Here is an 18217-nt window from a genome sequence, read left to right as displayed (position 1 = left end):
GCGGCTCACGATCGCTCGGGCGGCGAGGGCGGCGCGCTGCCCTGGCCCGCCGAGCGATCCCTGCCGCCGACGACCACGGCGACCGCGGAGACCCCGAAGAGCGCGACGAAGAGCCACGGGAGCGGCAGGCTGAGCGGATCCCCGGCGGCCTCACGGCGCAGCGCATCACGGAGCCGATCGGGGTTGTAACCCACCACGAGCCGCCGACCGACGTAGGTCGCGGGGAGACCACGCGCCTCCATCCGCCCATACAGCGCGACGTCCGCGTCGATGGCGGCCTGCGTCTCCGGCGCGGCGAGGCAGGCCTGGAGCTCGGTGACGGAGAGCCCGAGCGGCGCGAGGACGGACGCGACGCGCGCGTCGGTGAGCCTGCCGGACGACGCGCTGTAGAGCAGCGCCGCGGCCTGCTCGCGCTTCTCCGCGGGCGTGCAGACGTAGGCCTTCGCCGCGGGGAGCGCGCCGGGGTGGCTGGGGAGCGGCACCATCTTGCGCACGTGGCGCAGGCGGTCGCCGTAGGGCTCCTCCATCTTGGTCATCTCGGGGTGCAGCCTGCGACAGAAGGGGCACTCGAAGTCGGTGAACGCGACGACCGTGATCTTGCCGGGCTCCTGCAGCGCCGCGAGCTCCGGCGGGAGCGGCGGGATGACCGGGTGGTTGCCCCAGAGGAACGGCAGGCCGATCGCCGCCACGGCGGCCGCGCCCCACGCCGTGGTGCGCCGCAGCCCGCCCTGCGCGGCGCGCTCGAACGCCGCGCGCGGCATGCGCCACGCCTGCCAGGCGACGAGGGCGGACGTGACCGCGGCCGCGACGGCGGCGAGATCGACCGCGACGCACCACGCGCAGAACGCGCCGAGCGCGAAGGCCTGCAGCCCGAGGAGCACCGTGGCGCCGAGGCCCCCGGCGGCCGACGCGGCCGCGAGCGCGACGTGGTGCCAGCGCTCGCGCGCGAGCAGCGAGGCGGCGAGCAGCGTGGTGTAGGCGGCGAGCCCGAGGTTCGGCAGCGGGACCCCGAACAGCCGGCTGTACGGCGAGATCCGGACGGCGAAGCAGCCCGAGCTGACGCCGCAGAACGCAGGGTCGCCAGCGTTCTGGTACTCGACCACGAGCGCCGCGCTCGCCGCGATGGCGACGAACAGCGCGAGGCGGAAGAGCGTGACGAAGAACCGGACGCATCCGGCCTGCCGCTGCTCGGCCGAGGGCGCAGGCGCCTCGGGGCCCGCCCGAGGAGCGTCCAAGGATTCACTCGCGGCCTGTCTGTCGCGGGCCGGACGCACCGCGAAGACGTTGCCCCTCCCGGCGAGGAAGACGAGGACCATCAGCGCGAGGAGCAGGGCGATCGAGTTCAGCAGCATCGGTCGTGGCGGATCGAGAGAAGTGGGCTCGAGGCATACCGGACCCGGGCGGAGACAGCCAGCGAGAGGAGACTCGTGCTAGTCGAGTTTCATGGGTTCCTCATCTCGCGGAGATTCCGCGACCACCGGCTCCGGCGCGCGTCGCCGGGAGGCTGTTGTCGCCGTGGTCGACCTCTTGTCCTCCTTCAAGCGCGCCCTGCACGCGAACGAGATCGCCGAGCGCCTCGGGGTCGATCCGAGCCGGTACACGAAGCTGCAGCGGCTGCTCGAGGAGCTGTCGCTGGAGGGCAGCATCGTCGCCCTCCCCGGCCAGCGGTTCCGCACGAGCCGCCAGCAGGTCGAGGCGCGCGGCGCCGAGCAGGAGGGGACGCTGACCGTGAACCCGCGCGGCTTCGGCTTCGTGGCGCTCGGCGGGGCGGCCGAGGACATCTACATCTCGCCCGAGGCGATGGGCGGCGCGCTCCACGGCGACACCGTCGCGGTGCGCATCGCGACGCGCTCGCGCCGGGGCGTGGAGGGGGAGATCGTCCGCGTCATCAAGCGGCGTCACGCGCGCGTGGCGGGCGTGCTGCGGCGGCGAGGCAGGAGCGCCTGGATCGAGCCGGATGACGGGCGCGTCCGCGGGCCGATCGTGATCGTGCCCCGCGAGCCGGGCGGGCCGCTCCTGCCGCCCGACGCCGAGGACGGCGCGGCGGCGGTCGCGTCGATCGTCCGCTTCCCGGACCTGCCCGACGAGAACCCGGAGGGCGTGATCGAGGCCGTGCTCGGGGCGCCGGGCGACCCGAACGTGGAGGTTGCCAAGATCCTGATGCGCGAGGGGATCGAGGAGGAGCACGCGCCGGAGGCGATCGCCGAGGCCGAGGCGTTCGGGGGCGAGGTGCCGGCCGAGGCGCTCGAGGGGCGCACGGACCTCACCCACCTGCCCATGCCGACGATCGACCCGGAGGACGCCCGCGACCACGACGACGCGGTCTGGGTGATCCGCGAGGAGAACGGCTATTACCGGGTCTGGATCGCGATCGCCGACGTGTCGCACTACGTGCAGCCGGGCAGCGCGCTCGACCAGACGGCGCTCGGGCGGGGCAACTCGATCTACCTGCCCGATCGCGCGATCCCGATGCTGCCGCGGGCGCTGTCGTCGAACCTGTGCTCCCTGCTGCCGGGCGTGATCCGGCTCTGCCTGTGCGTGGAGGTCGAGCTCGACGCGGCGGCGACGGTGCGGAGCGCCCGCGTCATCGAGGGGTACATCCGCTCGATCGCGAAGCTCACCTACCCCGGCGTGGCGCGCGCGCTCGGCTTCACGCCCGAGCCGCCGCGCAGCCCGGAGGCCGAGGCGCTCAGGACCGACCTCCAGGTGATGTGGGACCTCGCCCGGCTGCTCCGCGGCAAGCGGATGCGGCGCGGCGCGCTCGATCTCGACCTGCCCGAGGCGAAGGTGGTGCTCGACCCGGAGACGGGCGCGCCCGTCGACGTGCAGAAGCGCAGCCACGACCCCGGGGTGGCGAAGGCCTATCAGCTCATCGAGGAGATGATGCTCCTGGCGAACGAGACCTGCGCGCAGTTCGTGGTCGACCAGCGCATCCCCACCGTCTTCCGGTACCACGCGCCCCCGGACCAGGCGAAGCTCGAGCGCTTCGCGACGATGTGCGGGGAGCTCGGGCTCGCGTTCGACCCGGAGGACGCGACCGACCCGAAGCGGCTGTCGGTGTTCCTGAAGAAGCTCGACGCGCACCCGCAGAAGCAGGTGCTGCACATGCTCCTGCTCCGCGCGATGAAGCAGGCGGTGTACGACGTGGCCAACGTGGGCCACTTCGGTCTGGCCTCGAGCGCTTACCTGCACTTCACCTCGCCCATCCGGCGATACCCGGACATCACGGCGCACCGGGCGATCCGCGCGGTGCTGCGCGGCGAGAGCGTCGACAGGAGCGATGAGGCCATCGAGCGGCTGCGCGAGGCGGCCATCACGTCGTCGGAGCGCGAGCGCAAGGCGATGGAGGTGGAGCGCGAGGTGGTCGACCTGCACCGCGCGCTCCTCATGCGCTCCCGGCTCGGGGACACCTTCGAGGGCACCGTCACGGCCATCGTGGGGACGGGCGTCTACGTCAACATCGAGGATCCGTTCGTCGACGTGCTCGTTCGCATGGAGTCGCTCGGCCCGGATCAGTACGAGATCGACGACGAGGGGCTGCGCGTCCTCGGCCGCCGGTCGGGGGACCGGATCGCCATCGGCGACGCGATGCTCGTGCAGATCGAGGACGTGGCCATCCTCCGGCGCACCATCTACGGGCGGCGGCTCGCCGGAGGCGCGGCGTCGGACGAGGCGAAGCCGCGCCGCGCGCGGCGCGAGGCGGCGGACGCACGGCCAACTCGTCGTGTCAAGACCAGCAAGCGCACGATGCCCGCCAAGGGCATGACGACCAGCAAGAGCGCCAAGGGCAGCAAGAGCGCCAAGGGCAGCAAGAGCGCCAAGGGCAGCAAGAGCGCCAAGGGCGGCAAGAGCGCCAAGGTGCGAAAGAAGCAGCGGTAGCAGGGCGCCCGAGGGCGCGACTCTCCACCGGCATTCCCCGCCGGCCTTTGCCGCTCGGACACACGAGCGCCAAACACCTCTCAAGCCACGTTCACGCGCGCGAAACCTCCTCGAAATCGCCGAGACGAGCCCTCGAAACAATCGAGGCTCGCATCGACGCGATGTCCCACAATCGCACCTCTTCCGCGGCGGACACCCGCTCAAAAAGGGGGAAGGCGCCTGCATTTTTCTTGCGTCCAGAAAACCGCTATGGTCTCAACTATCTCATTCTAGGAGAGAGGTAACCAATGCCGAAGCCGACGTATCCCGCCTACAACGCTGGTGACTTCCTGGTCGATTACGAGGAGAAGGTCTTCGAAGACGTCAAGGCGAAGCCGGGAGAGAAGGCGCTGGTTACCTTTCACACCGTGGCCTTCGAGGGCTCGATCGGCCTCGTCAACGTGCTGACGGCGATCCGCCTTCAGCGTAAGGGGTTTGAGACATCCATCTTGCTGTATGGGCCGGGCGTCACGCTGGGGCTGCAGCGCGGCTTTCCCAAGCTCGGCAGCGAGGCGTTCTCCGGGCACCTCGCCGTGAACCAGCAGATCGGCCGGTTCATGGAGGAGGGCGGCAAGGTCTACGCGTGCCGGTTCGCGCTGCAGGCGCTCTACGGCCACGGCGAGCACGCGCTGATCCCGGGCATCAAGCCCATCAGCCCGCTCGACGTGCTCGACATCCAGCTGATCCACCGCCGGGACAACGCGTTCGTTGTCCACTCCTGGACGCTCTGACCCGAGCGCCATCCATGGAGTACAACCGCAAAGTCCGGGCGGCCGCGGTGCAGCTCAGTCCCGTCCTCGGCAGCCGGGACGGGACGACCGAGCGAGTCGTCGCCGCGATCGCCAGGGCAGCGAAGGAGGGCGCCGAGCTCTGCGTCTTCCCCGAGGCGGTCGTCCCGTATTATCCCTACTTCTCCTTCGTGCTCCCGCCGCCCGCCATGGGGAAAGAGCACATGCGCCTTTACGACGAGGCGGTCACCGTCCCCGGCCCGGTGACGCGGGCCGTGGCGGCCGCCGCGCGCGCGCACGGGGTGGTCGTGGTGCTCGGCGTGAACGAGCGCGATCACGGGACGCTGTACAACGCGCAGCTCGTCTTCGACAGGGACGGCGCCCTGGTGCTCCACCGGCGCAAGATCACGCCGACCTACCACGAGCGGATGATCTGGGGGCAAGGCGACGGCTCGGGGCTCAGGACCGTGGACACCGCGGTCGGGAGGCTCGGCGCGCTCGCCTGCTGGGAGCACTACAACCCGCTCGCGCGGTTCGCGCTCATCGCGCAGCACGAGCAGATCCATTGCAGCCAGTTCCCCGGCTCCCTTGTCGGGCCCATCTTCGCCGAGCAGATGGAGGTGACCCTCCGGCACCACGCGCTGGAGTCGGGCTGCTTCGTGGTGAACGCCACGGCCTTCCTGACGCCGGAGCAGGTCGGGGAGGTCGCGCCGAACGAGCAGATGCAGGGCGCGCTGCGCGGCGGGTGCATGACGGCGATCGTGACGCCGGAGGGCGCGCACGCGTGCCCGCCGGTGACCGACGGCGAGGGGATGGCCGTCGCGGACCTCGACTTCGCCCTGATCACGAAGCGAAAGCGGATGATGGATGCGGCAGGGCATTACGCCCGACCCGACTTGCTGCGGCTTTGGATGGATACGGCGGAGCGCTCGATAACGCTCGGCCCGGGCAGCCCCAAGGCCTCCTCCCTCGATCCTGCGGCGGTGGACCATGGATACCCAGACGCTGATCACCGAGCTCCAGTCGTTCGGCCTGAGGCTGGCTGAAGCCCCCGAGGGCGCCCCCGGCGCGGGCGCCGCGACACAGCAGGAGCCCGCGTCCGGCGAGGGCGAAAGCCGCCGCGCGGCGTGGACCTCGCGCCGCGGCGGGGCGGGGCCGACCCAGCACGTGGCGGCGACGCTCCGCGGCGCCACGGTGATGATCCCGATCCACACCGACCAGGCCGCGGCGTCGCCGTTCGTGGCGCGGATCGGGCGCGACGGGGCAGGGACCGTCGAGCGGGACGGCAGGGAGCTCGCGCCGATCGCCCTCGTGAAGGCGCCGCGCTTCTATGCCCTCTCGACCGAGGACGGCATCCCCTACCCCAAGATCGCGCTGTTGCACGGGGCGGACGTGCTCGCCTCGACGGTGCTCCAGACGTGCATCCGGTACACGGAGCGCGAGACGGCCTGCGCGTTCTGCGCGATCGGGCAGTCGCTCGCGGCCGGGCGCACCACCGCGAAGAAGACGCCGGAGCAGCTCGGCGAGGTCGCCGAGGCGGCGGCGCGGCTCGACGGGGTGCGGCACGTGACGCTGACCACGGGCACGCCGCGGTCGGCCGATCGCGGGGCGGCGCACCTCGCCGACTGCGCGCGCGGCATCAAGGCGCGCGTCGACCTGCCGGTGCAGGCGCAGTGCGAGCCGCCCGACGATTTCGCCTGGTTCGGCCGGATGCGCGCGGCCGGCGTCGACAGCCTGGGCATGCACCTCGAGGCGGTCGAGGACGCGGTGCGCGCGGCCGCGATGCCGGGCAAGGCCGAGGTGAGCGTGGCCCGGTACTTCGAGGCGTTCGAGGCGGCCGTGCGCGTGTTCGGGCGCGGGCAGGTGTCGACCTACCTCATCGCGGGGCTCGGCGACTCGCTGTCTTCGCTGCTCGACGCGAGCGAGCGGCTCATCGCGATGGGGGTCTATCCGTTCCTCGTCCCGCTCGTGTCCATCCCGGGGACGCCCGCGGCCGATCGCGCGCCGCCCTCGGGGGACTTCATGCGGGCGCTCTACGCGCACATCGGCCCGCTGCTGGCGCGGTCGGGGTTGCGCTCGACCGACGTGAAGGCGGGCTGCGCCCGCTGCGGCGCCTGCTCGGGGCTCTCGGGCTTCGAGGCAGAAGGCCCGGCCGCGGCGCCGCCGGCGGCCGGCGCGGCATGGACATCAACCTCGGAGAGCTCCGATGACGCCACATTACAGCTTCGAGCTTGTGCAGAGCAGGGACACGTATCTGGCGTACCTCCGCTTGCGCCGGGCCATCTTCTGCGACGAGCAAGGGCTGTTTAAGACGACCGACGAGGACGACTGGGACGCCTCCGCGTTCCCCATCGCCGCCGTGCAGCACGGGGCGCCGGGCGGCGAGGCGGTCGTCGGCACGGTGCGCATCTACGAGGCGGAGCCCGGCCTGTGGTACGGCGGCCGGCTGGCCGTCGAGCGCGCCCACCGCAAGCAGGGCGTGGTCGGCCGCGGCCTCGTGCAGAAGGCGGTCACCACCGCCCACGGCTGGGGGTGCCACCGGTTCCTCGCGCTCGTCCAGGCGGCCAACGTCCCGTTCTTCGAGAGCCAGAGCTGGCGCTCGCTCGAGGAGCGGGCGTACCGCGAACGCCCGCACCACCTGATGGAGGCCGACCTCGCGAGCTACCCGCCGGGCGACGAGCCCCGCCCGCTGCCCGGGCAGAGGTTCCGCTGATGCTCGCCGGCATCGCGGCCCAGCTGCGGGGCGCGCTCGGCATCCTCGCGAAGCGGGACGTGCAGATCCCGGCGCGGTACCTGTCCGGCGAGCCGGGCGCGGGCAGCGCGGCCGACCGGCCCGCGGCGCTCGGCGACGACTGCGCGGCCATCCCCGACGGAGACGGCTACCTGCTCCTCGCCGCCGAGGGGATCTGGCCGGCGTTCCTCGAAGGCGATCCGCGGTTCGCGGGCTACAGCGCCGTGATGGTCAACATCAGCGACATCTACGCGATGGGCGGCCGCCCCATCGCCGTGGTCGACGTCGTCTGGGGGACCTCGGCCGGCGCGCTGGAGCCGGTCTGGGAAGGCATGATCGCCGCGTCGCGCGCCTACGGGGTGCCGATCGTCGGAGGCCATACGAGCGCGCGCAGCCCCTACAACGCCCTCGCCGTGGCCATCGCGGGGCGCGCGCGGCGGCTCATCACGAGCTTCGCGGCGCGCCCCGGCGACGTGCTCGTCGCGGCGATCGACCTGCGCGGCGAGATGCACGCGGAGCACCCCTTCTGGGACGCCTCGACGGGAACGGACCCGGCGCGGCTCCGCGGCGATCTCGAGGTCCTGCCCGCCCTCGCCGAGGCGGGCCTGTGCGACGCGGGCAAGGACATCAGCATGGGCGGCGTCGCGGGGACGCTGCTCATGCTCCTGGAGACGTCCGGCGCCGGCGCGGTGCTCGACCTCGCCGCCGTCCCGCGGCCGCGCGACGTGCGCGATCTGTCGAGCTGGCTGCTCGCGTTCCCGAGCTACGGCTTCCTGCTCAGCGTGCGCCCCGACGCCGCCGGCGACGTGCTCTCGGCGTTCGCGCGGCGGGGCATCGCGAGCGCGGCGGTCGGCGCCGTCGACGGCTCGCGGCGGCTCACCCTGGAGGCCGCCGGCGAGCGGCAGACGCTCTGGGACCTCGCCGCCGAGCCGCTCACCGGGTTCGCGGGCGAGGGCGCGCGATGAGCGCCGGCGCGACAGACGGCGCGACGAGCGCCGGCGCCGCCACCGGCGCGCCGCTCTCGGTCGCGCTCCTCACCTACTCGACGAAGCCGCGCGGCGGCGTCGTGCACACGGTGGAGCTCGCCGAGGCGCTCCACGACCTCGGCGTCAAGGTCTGCATCTACGCGCTGAACAAGGACCAGGGCGGCTTCTACAGGCCGCCGCGCTGCCCCGCCGTCCTCGTGCCCGCCGCGCCCCCGCCGACGGGGATCGACGCGGTCGTGAGGCAGCGCATCGCGGAGCTCGAGGTCGGGCTGCGCCGCCTCGGGGCGCGGCACGACATCTGGCACTCCCAGGACTGCATCAGCGCGAACGCGCTCGCGGCGCTGCGCGCCGAGGGGCGCGTCCCCCACTTCCTCCGGACGGTGCACCACCTCGACGACTACGACAGCCCCTACCTGCGCGCCTGCCAGGAGCGCTCCGTGCTCGAGGCGGACGCGTGCCTCGTTGTCAGCGAGGCGTGGCGGAGGACGCTCCGGGCCGATCTCGGCGTCGACGCGGCGATCCTCCCGAACGGCGTGAGCCTGCGGCGCTACTCGCCGGCGCCGGACGGACGGGACGCGGAGCTCCGGGCGCGGCTCAACGCCACGGGGTCGCCGCTCTACGTGACCGTGGGCGGCGTCGAGCCGCGCAAGAACTCGATCGGCCTGCTCAAGGCGTTCCTGTCGGTGCGGAGGCGGCTGCCCGGAGCCCAGCTGATCATCGCGGGCGGAGAGACGCTGTTCGATTACGCGCCCTACCAGCGCGAGTTCGAGGCGCTCGCGCGGGAGCACGGCGTGTGGCCGGCGGGCGCGTCGCCGGCGAGCGCGCCGCCGCCGCCGCTCGTCCTCGCGGGCGTGCTCCCCGACGCGCTGATCCCGCCGCTCTACCGCCTGGCCGACGCGTTCGTCTTCCCGTCCGTCCGCGAGGGGTTCGGGCTCGTCCTGCTCGAGGCGATGGCCTCGGGCGCGCCGGTGGTGAGCTCTGCTCAACCTCCCTTCACCGAGTTCCTCCGAGACGGCGAGAGCGCGCTGCTCGTCGATCCCTCGAGAACAGAGGATCTCGCGCGCGCCATGGAGGCTATCCTGGAGGAAGGCGTGAGGCGGCGCCTGCGCGCCGCGGCCATCGAGGCCGCGGCGCGGTACACGTGGGAGCGCTCGGCGCGCATCGCGGCCGGCGTCTACCGCGAGTTCCTGGGATCCCGCCGGAGCTAGAGCGACGTATGCCGGAGATGCGCTTCGTGATCGAGTGGCCGAGCGGCGAGCACCAGGTCTGTTACTCTCCGTCGCTCGTCGTGAAAGAGCACATCGACGTCGGGGAGAGCTACACAATCGACGATTTCGTGTCGCGTTGCCGGAAGGCGCTCGAACTCGCGAGCGAGCGGGTCTTCAAGAAGTACGGGTTCCCCTGCAGCCTGGCGCGGGCGGAGGCGGCGCGCATCGCGAGCGCGGCCGCGCGATTCCGCGGCCAGAGCGGGGCCAAGGTCCGGGTCCTCAGGTTCGTCGAGTGACGGAAGGAGCAGCCTATGGTGTCGAAATCGAAGATGGAGCGCCTCCTCAGCGAGCGCCAGTTCCTCGTGTCCGCCGAGCTGACGCCCCCGCGTCACCACGACCTGGAAAAACTGCTGAAGCACGCCCGAAACATGGCCGGGCATGTCGACGTGGTACAGATCAATGATCACCTGCTCTCCCAGGCGCGCTGCGCCAACATGGCCGTCGGCCATTTCGTGAAGCAGGAGGGGCTCGAGCCGGTGCTCCAGTTCTCGCTCCGCCACAAGAACAAGATCGCCCTCCAGGGCGACCTCCTCGGGATGGCGGCGCTCGGGCTCTCGAACATCATCGTCCTGGGCGGCTATCCGTGCGCCATCGGCTCGGATCCCGACGCCAAGGAGGTGAGCGATGTCGACAGCTTCGCGGCGATCGAGCTGACCCGCCGGCTGACGCGCGAGGGGAAGCTCTTCAACGGAGACGTCATCTCGCCGGCGCCTTACTTCCACGTGGGGACCATCGATTTCCCGTGCGCGGAGCAGGCGATCGCCGGGGCGATGGACCGGCTCAGCGCGAAGATCGACGCGGGCGCGAGCTTCATCCAGGTGCAGGCGGTGTTCGAGCTCGCGCCGATGCGCCGCTGGATGGCGGCGGTGGTCGAGCGCGGGCTCCACGAGCGCGCGCACTTCATCGCGGCGATCTTCCCGTTCGCCGGCGTGGATCGGCTGAGCTTCCTGCAGAAGGTGCCGGGCCTCGTGGTCCCGGAGCACCTGATCGAGCGCGTGCGCCAGAGCGGCGACGCCGAGGGGGAGAGCTACCGGATCACGCTGGAGCTCGTCCGGGGGCTCCGCGACATCCCGGGGCTCTCGGGCATCCACATGCGCTCCATCGGCGCGGAGGACTGGGTGCCCCGGCTGGTCGAGGACGCGGGGCTCCGGCGGGCGGCGTGAGCCCCTGCGGGCGTTGGCTCACGCCTTGTGCGCGATCCAGAGCAGCGCGAGGCCGTTCATCCTGCGCTCGCGGCGATCGACCTCGAAGCCCGCGCCGCTCAGATCGGCGCTGAGCCGGTCCTCGGTGTGGCGGTAGGTGGCCTCCGCCGCGTCGGCCCACGCGAGCATCGCGTGGGCCGTCGACGGGTTGTACCGGTGGCTGCGCAGGTAGCCGGCCATCGCGACGCGGCTCATCCCCGGCGCAGGCTCCAGGAGCGCGACGCGGCCGCCCGGGCGGAGCACGCGCGCCGCCTCGGCCAGCACCGGGCCGGGCTCGGGCACGTGCAGGAGCAGGTTCGACGAGGTCACCGCGTCGAACGAGGCGTCGGGGAACGGGAGCCGCGTCGCGAGCGCCTCCCGAAAGGTCACGTTGTCCAGGCCGAGCGCCTTCGCCCGCTGCGCAGCGCGCTCCACCATCGCCGCCGTCGCGTCGATCCCGACCGCCTCGTGGCACCGGCGCCCCATCTCGCGCGTCAGGCGGCCCGTGCCGCAGCCGAGATCGAGACACCGATCCTCCACGCCCGGGTCGAGCAGCGTGACGAGCTCGTCGACGAGCGTCGCATAAGGGCCCTCCGCCTGCATGCGATCGAAGAAGTCGACAAGCTCGTGGAACGGGGTCGCCTGCTCCTTCGCGGCATACCGGTCACGCCACCGCCAGACGTCGTCGAGCGCCTGGTACGTGCCCCGGTAATACAGGAGCGGCGCGCCCGCCTCGCCCCGCCCTGACGAGAGCGCGCGGCCGACATAGATGATGTGATCGCCCCCGTCGTACGCGTGCTCCACCTTGCAGTCGATGAAGGCGAGCACGTCCTTGAGGATCGGGCAGCCGGAGTCGGCCACGTGCGCCTCGGTGAGCACCGCCTGCCGATCGATGTCCGTGCCCTTGCCGGCGAACAGGTCCGAGATGTCCCGCTGCTGCTCCCGCAGGATGTTCACCGCGAAGACGCCCGACGCCTCGATGGCCGCGCTCGTGCGCGACCGCCGGTCCGCGCAGAACAGCACGAGCGGCGGGTCGAGCGAGACGGCGCTGAACGAGTTCACCGTCATCGCCTGCGGCGTGCCGTCCTGCACCGTGGTCACGAGCGTGACCCCGGTCGCAAACTGGCCCAGCACCTTCCGGAACTCGGCGGGATCGAAGAGCATAGGACATAGTACGCGCTCGGCGCGCACCGGGGATCCAGGATCTGCGCCGCTCGCGCCCTCGCGCCGCGGGGCGGAGCTCATCCGGCGTCGCGCCGCGCGAGGTCCGGCGCGAAGGCCGGTATGCAGAGGGCGAAGTACTCGCTCTCCTCGTCGAACGGGTTGCTGTAGCGGACGCGCTGTTCGGGCTCCGTCCAGATGGCCTGGCCGGCAGCGAGGTCGACCGTCTCGCCCGCGATCTCGACCCGCATGCGGCCGCGGATCATGAGCGTCAGCTCGCCGAACGAGGGCGTCTGCGCCGGCTCGCTCCACCCCGGCGGGGCCACCATGTGCGCCAGGCTGAAGCCGTCCGTGCGGGTGTTCACCCGGCCGAAGAGCTCCTCGATCAGCTTGCCGCCGGGGACAGGGATCCGAGTCGCGGACGTGACGAGACGGTAAGGGTGCGCCATCGGGGCCTCCAGATCAGAAGGCGCGCGTCCGATCGTCGGACACGCGGTAGAGCTGCATGAGCAGGTGACGGCCGCCGAACGGCTGCAGGTAGCGGAGCGCCGCGGCCTTGCTCGCCACGAAGCGGTGGTAACGCCGCGCCGGCACGACCACGAGATCTCCCGCGCCGACCCAGATCCGCAGCCACTCGTCGTCCGTGCAGCGGATGTCGTAAAGGCCGTGCCCCTCGACGAACAGCCGCACCTCGTCGCCGAGATGACAATGCTCGTCCGCCTCCCGCGCGCTCTCCGCCTCGTCGCGAGGATTGCTCGTGTCGCGGCGGACCTCCTCGTGATCCGTCCATCCACGCTCCGCATGGATGCGCTGCAAGGCCAGCGCGGCTGCGCCCGGGTCGAACGCGCCGCACCCGATCCCTTCCGCCTGCAGCTCCGCCTCGGTGTACTCGATCTCGCCTTCAGCGCTCATTCGGATCGCACGCATGCGCACCCTCCGGGACTGCGCTCTTCGACCTCTGCGCGCGCGCGACGTCAAGACGCTAACCGCGTCCAAGCATCCACATGAGTCCTGCAATGCTGAGACCCAGCACACCCAGCGCGAGCAACGCAATGAGCGCCTCCGTGAACCCCCACCCGCCGCCCTGGGCGAGGCGAGGAGCCACCGCTGCAGGCTGCGAGTTCGGCGATAACGTGCTCGCGGAGGCAGGCGGAGGCGTCGGCGTGGAAGGCGCAGCGGGCTCTTCCGTCAAAGGGGGGTCGAACACCGCGTCTGGACGGAGCGGCTCGCACGGGCTGCGCTCGATTTCCGCGAGCGCCTCGGCGGCCGGATGCTCGAATACGAGCCGATCGGCCGAGATCGCGAGCACCTGTCCAGGACGCCAGATCGTATCGAACTGAGGCACCGGAACGCCGTCGAGCAAGGCGCCGGAGCGCGATCCGAGATCCTGAACTGAGAATTGATCGCCCCTGCGCGTAATGGCCACATGACGGCGGGATACGTCCGGGTCGTCGAGCCCAAGATCGGTGTCCTTGGCGCGCCCGACGAAGTAGGGTCGCGCCGACTCCGGAAGGCGCAGGACGCGGCCCTGGTCCGGGCCGTCGACGACGAGGACGCGCGGCGTGGGATCCTCGTCCTGAGCCGCCAGGCCGCGGGCGACGAGCTCGAGGGCGAGCTCCCTGGCGGCCGCGGCCGGGGCTCCCTGCGGGACCGCCGCCTCGATCCGGAGCGCGAGCCACACGCGCCCGATGCGGATGCGGTCGCCGGTGCGCAGCGGCATGGCCGTGCGCGGGGCGATGCGCGTCTTGCCGAGGTAGGTGCCGTTGTCGCTGCCCTCGTCGAGGAGCAGGTAGGTGGCGCCGCGCTGCCGGATCGACGCGTGCCGGGGGCTCACGGTCGCGTCGGGGAGGCGGACCTCGCAGCCCTCCGCGCGGCCGAGGATGATGCGGGGCGCGTCCAGGGTCAGGGAGAGCTCGCCCCCGCCCTCCCTCCCCGCTCCGGCGGGCGCCAGCACCACGATCGTCAACGCCATCGACGCTGCCTCTGCGCGGAAGGGCGGCGAGGGGTCAAATCGCCGCCGTGCGACGCATCCGCTCGGCGGCGCTGACGAGCTGCCGCACCGCCTGATCCTGCTGCCGCGCCGCCTCCTCGATGCGCTTGCCGGCCTCGACCAGCTGCTCGCCGCCGCGCGTCTGGCTCCGGTGCGAGGCGTTGAGGCTGTGGACCATGTTCGAGATCTGCTCGATCGCGCTCGTGATCTGGCGCCCGCCGCGCGCCTGCTCCTGGCTCGACCGCTCCACGTGCTGCGTGATGGTCCGCATCTTCTCCGCGCTCTTCATGATGAGCTCCGAGCCGCGCGCCTGCTCCGCCGTGGCCGCGGCGATCTGCTGCACCGTCTCGGCGATGCGGCCGATCGCGTCCGTGACCTGCTTCGACCCCTTGGCCTGCTCGACCGTGGCGCGGGCGATGGCGCGCACCATGTTGGTCGACTTCTGCGAGCTCTCGAGGATCTTCTTCAGGGCCCGCTCGGCCTCGTTCGACACCTCGACGCCGCGGTCGACGTTGTGCGCGCCGCGCTCCACGGCGGCGATCGCGTTCTTCGACTCGGACTGGATCGTCTTGATGAGCTCCGCGATCTCCTTCGTGCTGCCGCCGGCGCGCTCGGCGAGGTCCTTGATCTCGTCGGCGACGACGGCGAAGCCCTTGCCGTGCTCGCCGGCCTGGGCGGCGATGATCGCGGCGTTCAGCGCGAGCAGGTTCGTCTGCTCGGCGACGTCGTCGATGACGGCCAGGATCTGCCCGATCGCCTCGATGCGGAAGCCGAGGTTCGAGATGACGGCCACGGCCTCCTGGCTCGACTCCTTGATGCGGTAGATCTCGCCGATCGTCTTCAGGATGGCCTCGGCGCCCTTCTCGGCGTCGGTCGCCACCTCCTCCGAGAGCCGGGCCGTCTCGTTCGCGTTCGACTGGACCTGGTCGATCGAGACGTCCATCTGGTTCATCGAGGAGCTCGTCTCCTCGGCCGTCAGCGCCAGGGCGTCGACGTTCTTCGCGACCTCGCGGATCGAGTACGCCATCTCCTCGATCGACGAGACCGTCTCGCGCACGCTCGACCCGAGCTCGCCGACGTTCTCAGCGACCTCCTCGTTCGTGGCCGTCATCTCGAGGATGCTCGAGCTCGACTCCTCGGCGCTCGACGCGAGCGACTCGACCGACTGGGCGATGTTGGCGAGGGCGGTCGTCATCTCGCGGATGTAGACGGTGGCCTGCTCGCTCGCGTGCATGACGCTGCTCACGCCGTCGCTGAGCTTGGGCAGGAGCTCGTCGAGGAGCACGGTGGCCTGGGCCAGCTCCGTCCGGCGCTGCTTGTCGCGCAGCTCGGCCTGGGTGATCCGCTCCGCGATGCCGGTGAGCTCCGTGTAGAGGCGCGAGAGCTCGGGCGGCGCGCCCGGAGGGACGCGCACCCGCTCGCCGGCGGTGGCGCGCAGCACGGCGTCGACGAGCGCGTCGACGTCGATGTCGGGGCCCCGCTGCGCGAGGTCGTTCACCTTGCGGGTGAGCGTCGCGCACTCCCGCTCGAGGGTGTCGCGCTCCTTCACGAGCCCGTCGCGCTCGCGGCTCAGGGTGTCCCGCTCCCGCTCGAGGACGTCGCGCTGCCGCTCGACCCCGTCGCGCTCGCGGCTCAGGCCGTCGCGCTCGCGCGCGAGCTTGTCGCGCTCCTCCGCGAGCGCGTGGCGCTCCTCCGCGAGCTCGACCTGCCGGCCGGCGATCTCGGCGATCTGCTCGTAGGTCTCGGCGACGTCGGCGGGGGCGCCCTCGGGCAGCTTGGGGCGCTTGCCCCGCGCGGCCGCGCGGAGCGCTTCGCGCAGGCCCCCGAGGGGGACGCCGCCCTTGCCCGCGAAGCTCGCGTAGATCACCGCTCCCCCCGCGAAGATGCCGAACAGCATGAACAGCTGGCTCGAGATCTCCGTCAGCCACTTCGACGCGAGACTCAACCCGATGCCGGCAAACGCGAGGATTACGGCGATGGCGATGGCGAGCTTGGAGTTCATTTCGTGCGTTCCAGCGCGATCGAGCAGCGGCGCTTGCGTGGCCCAACGTGCACCCGACGACCCCGAGGACGACCGAGCGTAAGAGGCGAGTGCCCCCCGGTGCAAGGAGAGCGCGCGGCAGAAGCGCGGCGAGCCGCCGGCGGCGGGTGAGCAGCGGACCGAGCGCTCCTGGGCAGAGGCGCAGGGTCGGGCCGCACTGTAAGGCCCCGGCGTGTGGGGAAGTCGCGATGAACTTGGACGATCTCGACCCGATCGCGTATGCACGGAGATGCGGCGGAGAAGGTTCGCGCCGCGGGGGCTCGGCACGGGCGCCGTCCCCCCCACGCCCGACCCCTGAACACCGCCGCAGACCGCGGCGGCCGCCCGGCCGTCCTGGCCGCCGGGGTGGCCATGCGGCCGCGGCCGCCCCGCCATGCCCCTCGCCGCTCGCCTCCTGCTCGCCTTCGGGCTCGTCGCGATCATCGCGACCGCCTTCGTCGGCCTGACCCTGCGCGAGGCGTCGCGCGAGATCATCGAGAGCGGCTTCGCCGATCGGATCGCCGCGGCGCACGCCGGCGTCCGGCAGCAGCTCGCGTGGGAGGCCGAGGCGCTGCGCGATCTCTTGCCGCCGCTCTGCCAGCACGACACGTTCGTCGACAAGGCCCACGTCGAGCTGGAGCGGGGCAAGGGCGACCCGGACGCGATGGACCCGGGCAGCCGCATCGCGCTGCGCCGGCAGGTCCCGAGCCAGGCCAAGGCGCTGCGCCTCGACGATCTGTCGCTCGTGGCGAGCAACGGGAGCGTCCTCGCGGCCGAGGACGCCTCGCGCATCGGCGCCCGCGACCCGCGGCTCGCGGAGCTGATCAAGGCCCCCGGGGGCGCGCCGCGGCTCCGGCCCGCGAAGGCGGGGGGCGAGCCGTCGCTGGAGGTCCACTGCGCCCTGTCGCGCCACGGGGTGACGATCGGCCTCGTGGGGGCGCGGCGGATCGGCCCCGTGCTCGCGCGGATCGGCGACGCGTACCACGTGCGGCTCACGGCGGCGACCGAGGGGCGGCCCGCCCCCCGGAGCAGCGAGGCCGAGGTGGTGCGCGTCCTCGACTTCACGGAGATCCCGGGCCTCGACGTGGTCGCCTCGGTGTCGCGCGAGCCGCTGAAGCAGGCGCTGGCCCGGCTCGATCGCGCGATCGCCCTGACCGGCGCCACGGTGCTGGCGATCGCGCTCGGGATCGCGGTGGTGCTGGCGCGCAGCCTGTCGCGGCCGATCGCGGCGCTGGCCCACGAGACGCGCGAGGTGATGAGCGGCGCGCCGCGGCGGGTGGAGGGGCGCGGGGGGCGGGAGATCGCGGATCTCGCGGCGGCGTTCAACGCGACGATCGACGAGCTCGCCGCGATGCGCAAGCGCCTGGCGGCGACCGAGCGGATCGCGGCGCGGCGCGAGGTCGCGCGCCAGATCGCCCACGAGATCAAGAACCCGCTGGCGCCCATCCGCGCGGCGGTGGAGACGCTGCGGCGGCTGCGGCAGCGCGAGGATCCGGCGTTCGACGACTACTTCGAGGAGGCGACGTCGACGGTGCTGAACGAGGTGCACCGGATCGCGAACATCGTGACCGAGTTCACCCGGTTCGCCCGGCTGCCCGCGCCCCACCTGGAGCCGGTCGACCTCGTGGCGGTCGCGCGCGGGGTGGTCACGCTGCACGCCGCGCCGGCGGGCGAGGCGATGGTCACCGAGACGCGCGGGACGGGCGGCGCGGCGGCGGCGCGCGTGGAGCTCGTGGCCGACCCGATCCCGAGGGTGTCCGCGGACCGGGACCAGATGATCCAGGTGCTCACGAACCTGGTCCAGAACGGGCTGGACGCGGCGGGCGCGATCCGGCGCGATCCGCGCGTCTCGGTGACGATCGGCCCGCTGCCGAACGACCGCGTGCGGATCGTGGTGCGCGACAACGGGCCGGGCGTGGCCGAGGACATGGTGCCGCGCCTGTTCGAGCCGTACGCGACAAGCAAGGAGAAGGGGACGGGGCTGGGGCTCGCGATCGCGCAGCGGATCGTGTTCGAGCACGGCGGGGAGATCAGCTACCGCAAGGCCCAGAAGGGGGGCGCGGTCTTCGAGGTCTGGCTGCCGGTCGGCGGGCCGCCCCTCCTGGAGAAGCCGCCGGGGGAGACCACGGTGCGGCCGCGAAGGCCGGAGGCGCCGTGACGGCGGCCGGACGCGGCGGGCGGGGGCACGGGAGATGAATGCGGCGCCGGCATGCATGCACGCTGGGCTCTTTCTC

The 18217-nt window shown here is 72.4% G+C and carries 16 protein-coding genes; 10 read left to right on the top strand and 6 right to left on the bottom strand.

The genetic code is table 11. The features are described 5' to 3' along the window. Positions 1 to 5: 5 nt before the first annotated feature. Entirely contained in the window at positions 6 to 1352 is a 1347-nt protein-coding gene (locus WMF28_RS43370) for a vitamin K epoxide reductase family protein (RefSeq protein ID WP_437599623.1), read from the bottom strand. A gap of 163 nt (positions 1353 to 1515) precedes the next feature. Between WMF28_RS43370 and rnr the strand changes: the two genes are divergently transcribed. From rnr to WMF28_RS43325, 9 genes are all read left to right on the top strand, one after another. After that, complete coding sequence (gene rnr / locus WMF28_RS43365) at positions 1516 to 3879, top strand: ribonuclease R (protein WP_437599622.1); 2364 nt, start codon at positions 1516 to 1518, stop codon at positions 3877 to 3879. Positions 3880 to 4166: 287 nt separating this feature from the next. Further along, positions 4167 to 4649 (top strand): MSMEG_0572/Sll0783 family nitrogen starvation response protein, encoded by a 483-nt coding sequence (locus WMF28_RS43360; RefSeq protein ID WP_437599621.1) that lies wholly within the window; start codon positions 4167 to 4169, stop codon positions 4647 to 4649. A gap of 14 nt (positions 4650 to 4663) precedes the next feature. Continuing rightward, entirely contained in the window at positions 4664 to 5692 is a 1029-nt protein-coding gene (locus WMF28_RS43355) for a Nit6803 family nitrilase (RefSeq protein WP_437599620.1), read from the top strand. Next, positions 5637 to 6956 (top strand): MSMEG_0568 family radical SAM protein, encoded by a 1320-nt coding sequence (locus WMF28_RS43350; protein WP_437599619.1) that lies wholly within the window; start codon positions 5637 to 5639, stop codon positions 6954 to 6956. Before WMF28_RS43355 ends, WMF28_RS43350 begins: the two co-directional genes overlap by 56 nt. Next, complete coding sequence (locus WMF28_RS43345) at positions 6853 to 7359, top strand: MSMEG_0567/Sll0786 family nitrogen starvation N-acetyltransferase (RefSeq protein ID WP_437599618.1); 507 nt, start codon at positions 6853 to 6855, stop codon at positions 7357 to 7359. The genes WMF28_RS43350 and WMF28_RS43345 overlap by 104 nt, the downstream gene beginning before the upstream one ends. Beyond that, positions 7359 to 8342, top strand: a complete 984-nt coding sequence (locus tag WMF28_RS43340) for a sll0787 family AIR synthase-like protein (protein ID WP_437599617.1) — start codon at positions 7359 to 7361, stop codon at positions 8340 to 8342. The genes WMF28_RS43345 and WMF28_RS43340 overlap by 1 nt, the downstream gene beginning before the upstream one ends. Continuing rightward, positions 8339 to 9571 (top strand): MSMEG_0565 family glycosyltransferase, encoded by a 1233-nt coding sequence (locus WMF28_RS43335; protein WP_437599616.1) that lies wholly within the window; start codon positions 8339 to 8341, stop codon positions 9569 to 9571. The genes WMF28_RS43340 and WMF28_RS43335 overlap by 4 nt, the downstream gene beginning before the upstream one ends. Before the next feature lie 8 nt (positions 9572 to 9579). Continuing rightward, the gene (locus WMF28_RS43330) at positions 9580 to 9867 is read left to right on the top strand and encodes an MSMEG_0570 family nitrogen starvation response protein (protein ID WP_437599615.1); all 288 of its coding nucleotides are present in this window, start codon (positions 9580 to 9582) and stop codon (positions 9865 to 9867) included. A 15-nt stretch (positions 9868 to 9882) separates the two neighbouring features. After that, positions 9883 to 10794 (top strand): methylenetetrahydrofolate reductase, encoded by a 912-nt coding sequence (locus tag WMF28_RS43325; protein ID WP_437599614.1) that lies wholly within the window; start codon positions 9883 to 9885, stop codon positions 10792 to 10794. An 18-nt stretch (positions 10795 to 10812) separates the two neighbouring features. On the opposite strand, the gene WMF28_RS43320 is transcribed toward WMF28_RS43325, so the two are convergent. From WMF28_RS43320 to WMF28_RS43300, 5 genes are all read right to left on the bottom strand, one after another. Continuing rightward, on the bottom strand, positions 10813 to 11976 hold the full coding sequence (locus tag WMF28_RS43320; protein WP_437599613.1) for a flavin reductase: 1164 nt from the start codon (positions 11974 to 11976) through the stop codon (positions 10813 to 10815). A 77-nt stretch (positions 11977 to 12053) separates the two neighbouring features. Continuing rightward, positions 12054 to 12422: a cupin domain-containing protein gene (locus WMF28_RS43315; RefSeq protein ID WP_437599612.1), complete on the bottom strand. Its 369-nt coding sequence runs from the start codon at positions 12420 to 12422 to the stop codon at positions 12054 to 12056. Positions 12423 to 12435: 13 nt separating this feature from the next. Further along, on the bottom strand, positions 12436 to 12885 hold the full coding sequence (locus tag WMF28_RS43310; RefSeq protein ID WP_437599611.1) for a 1,2-dihydroxy-3-keto-5-methylthiopentene dioxygenase: 450 nt from the start codon (positions 12883 to 12885) through the stop codon (positions 12436 to 12438). A 70-nt stretch (positions 12886 to 12955) separates the two neighbouring features. Next, positions 12956 to 13945, bottom strand: a complete 990-nt coding sequence (locus WMF28_RS43305) for an FHA domain-containing protein (RefSeq protein WP_437599610.1) — start codon at positions 13943 to 13945, stop codon at positions 12956 to 12958. A gap of 34 nt (positions 13946 to 13979) precedes the next feature. After that, positions 13980 to 15965: a methyl-accepting chemotaxis protein gene (locus tag WMF28_RS43300; RefSeq protein WP_437599609.1), complete on the bottom strand. Its 1986-nt coding sequence runs from the start codon at positions 15963 to 15965 to the stop codon at positions 13980 to 13982. Positions 15966 to 16377: 412 nt separating this feature from the next. On the opposite strand from WMF28_RS43300, the gene WMF28_RS43295 reads away from it, so the two are divergent. Beyond that, positions 16378 to 18141: a sensor histidine kinase gene (locus WMF28_RS43295; RefSeq protein WP_437599608.1), complete on the top strand. Its 1764-nt coding sequence runs from the start codon at positions 16378 to 16380 to the stop codon at positions 18139 to 18141. The last annotated feature ends 76 nt before the right edge of the window (positions 18142 to 18217 follow it).

The organism is Sorangium sp. So ce590 (assembly GCF_051521365.1).
Classification (GTDB): domain Bacteria; phylum Myxococcota_A; class Polyangia; order Polyangiales; family Polyangiaceae; genus Sorangium.
This window is presented reverse-complemented; position numbering and strand designations above follow the sequence as displayed.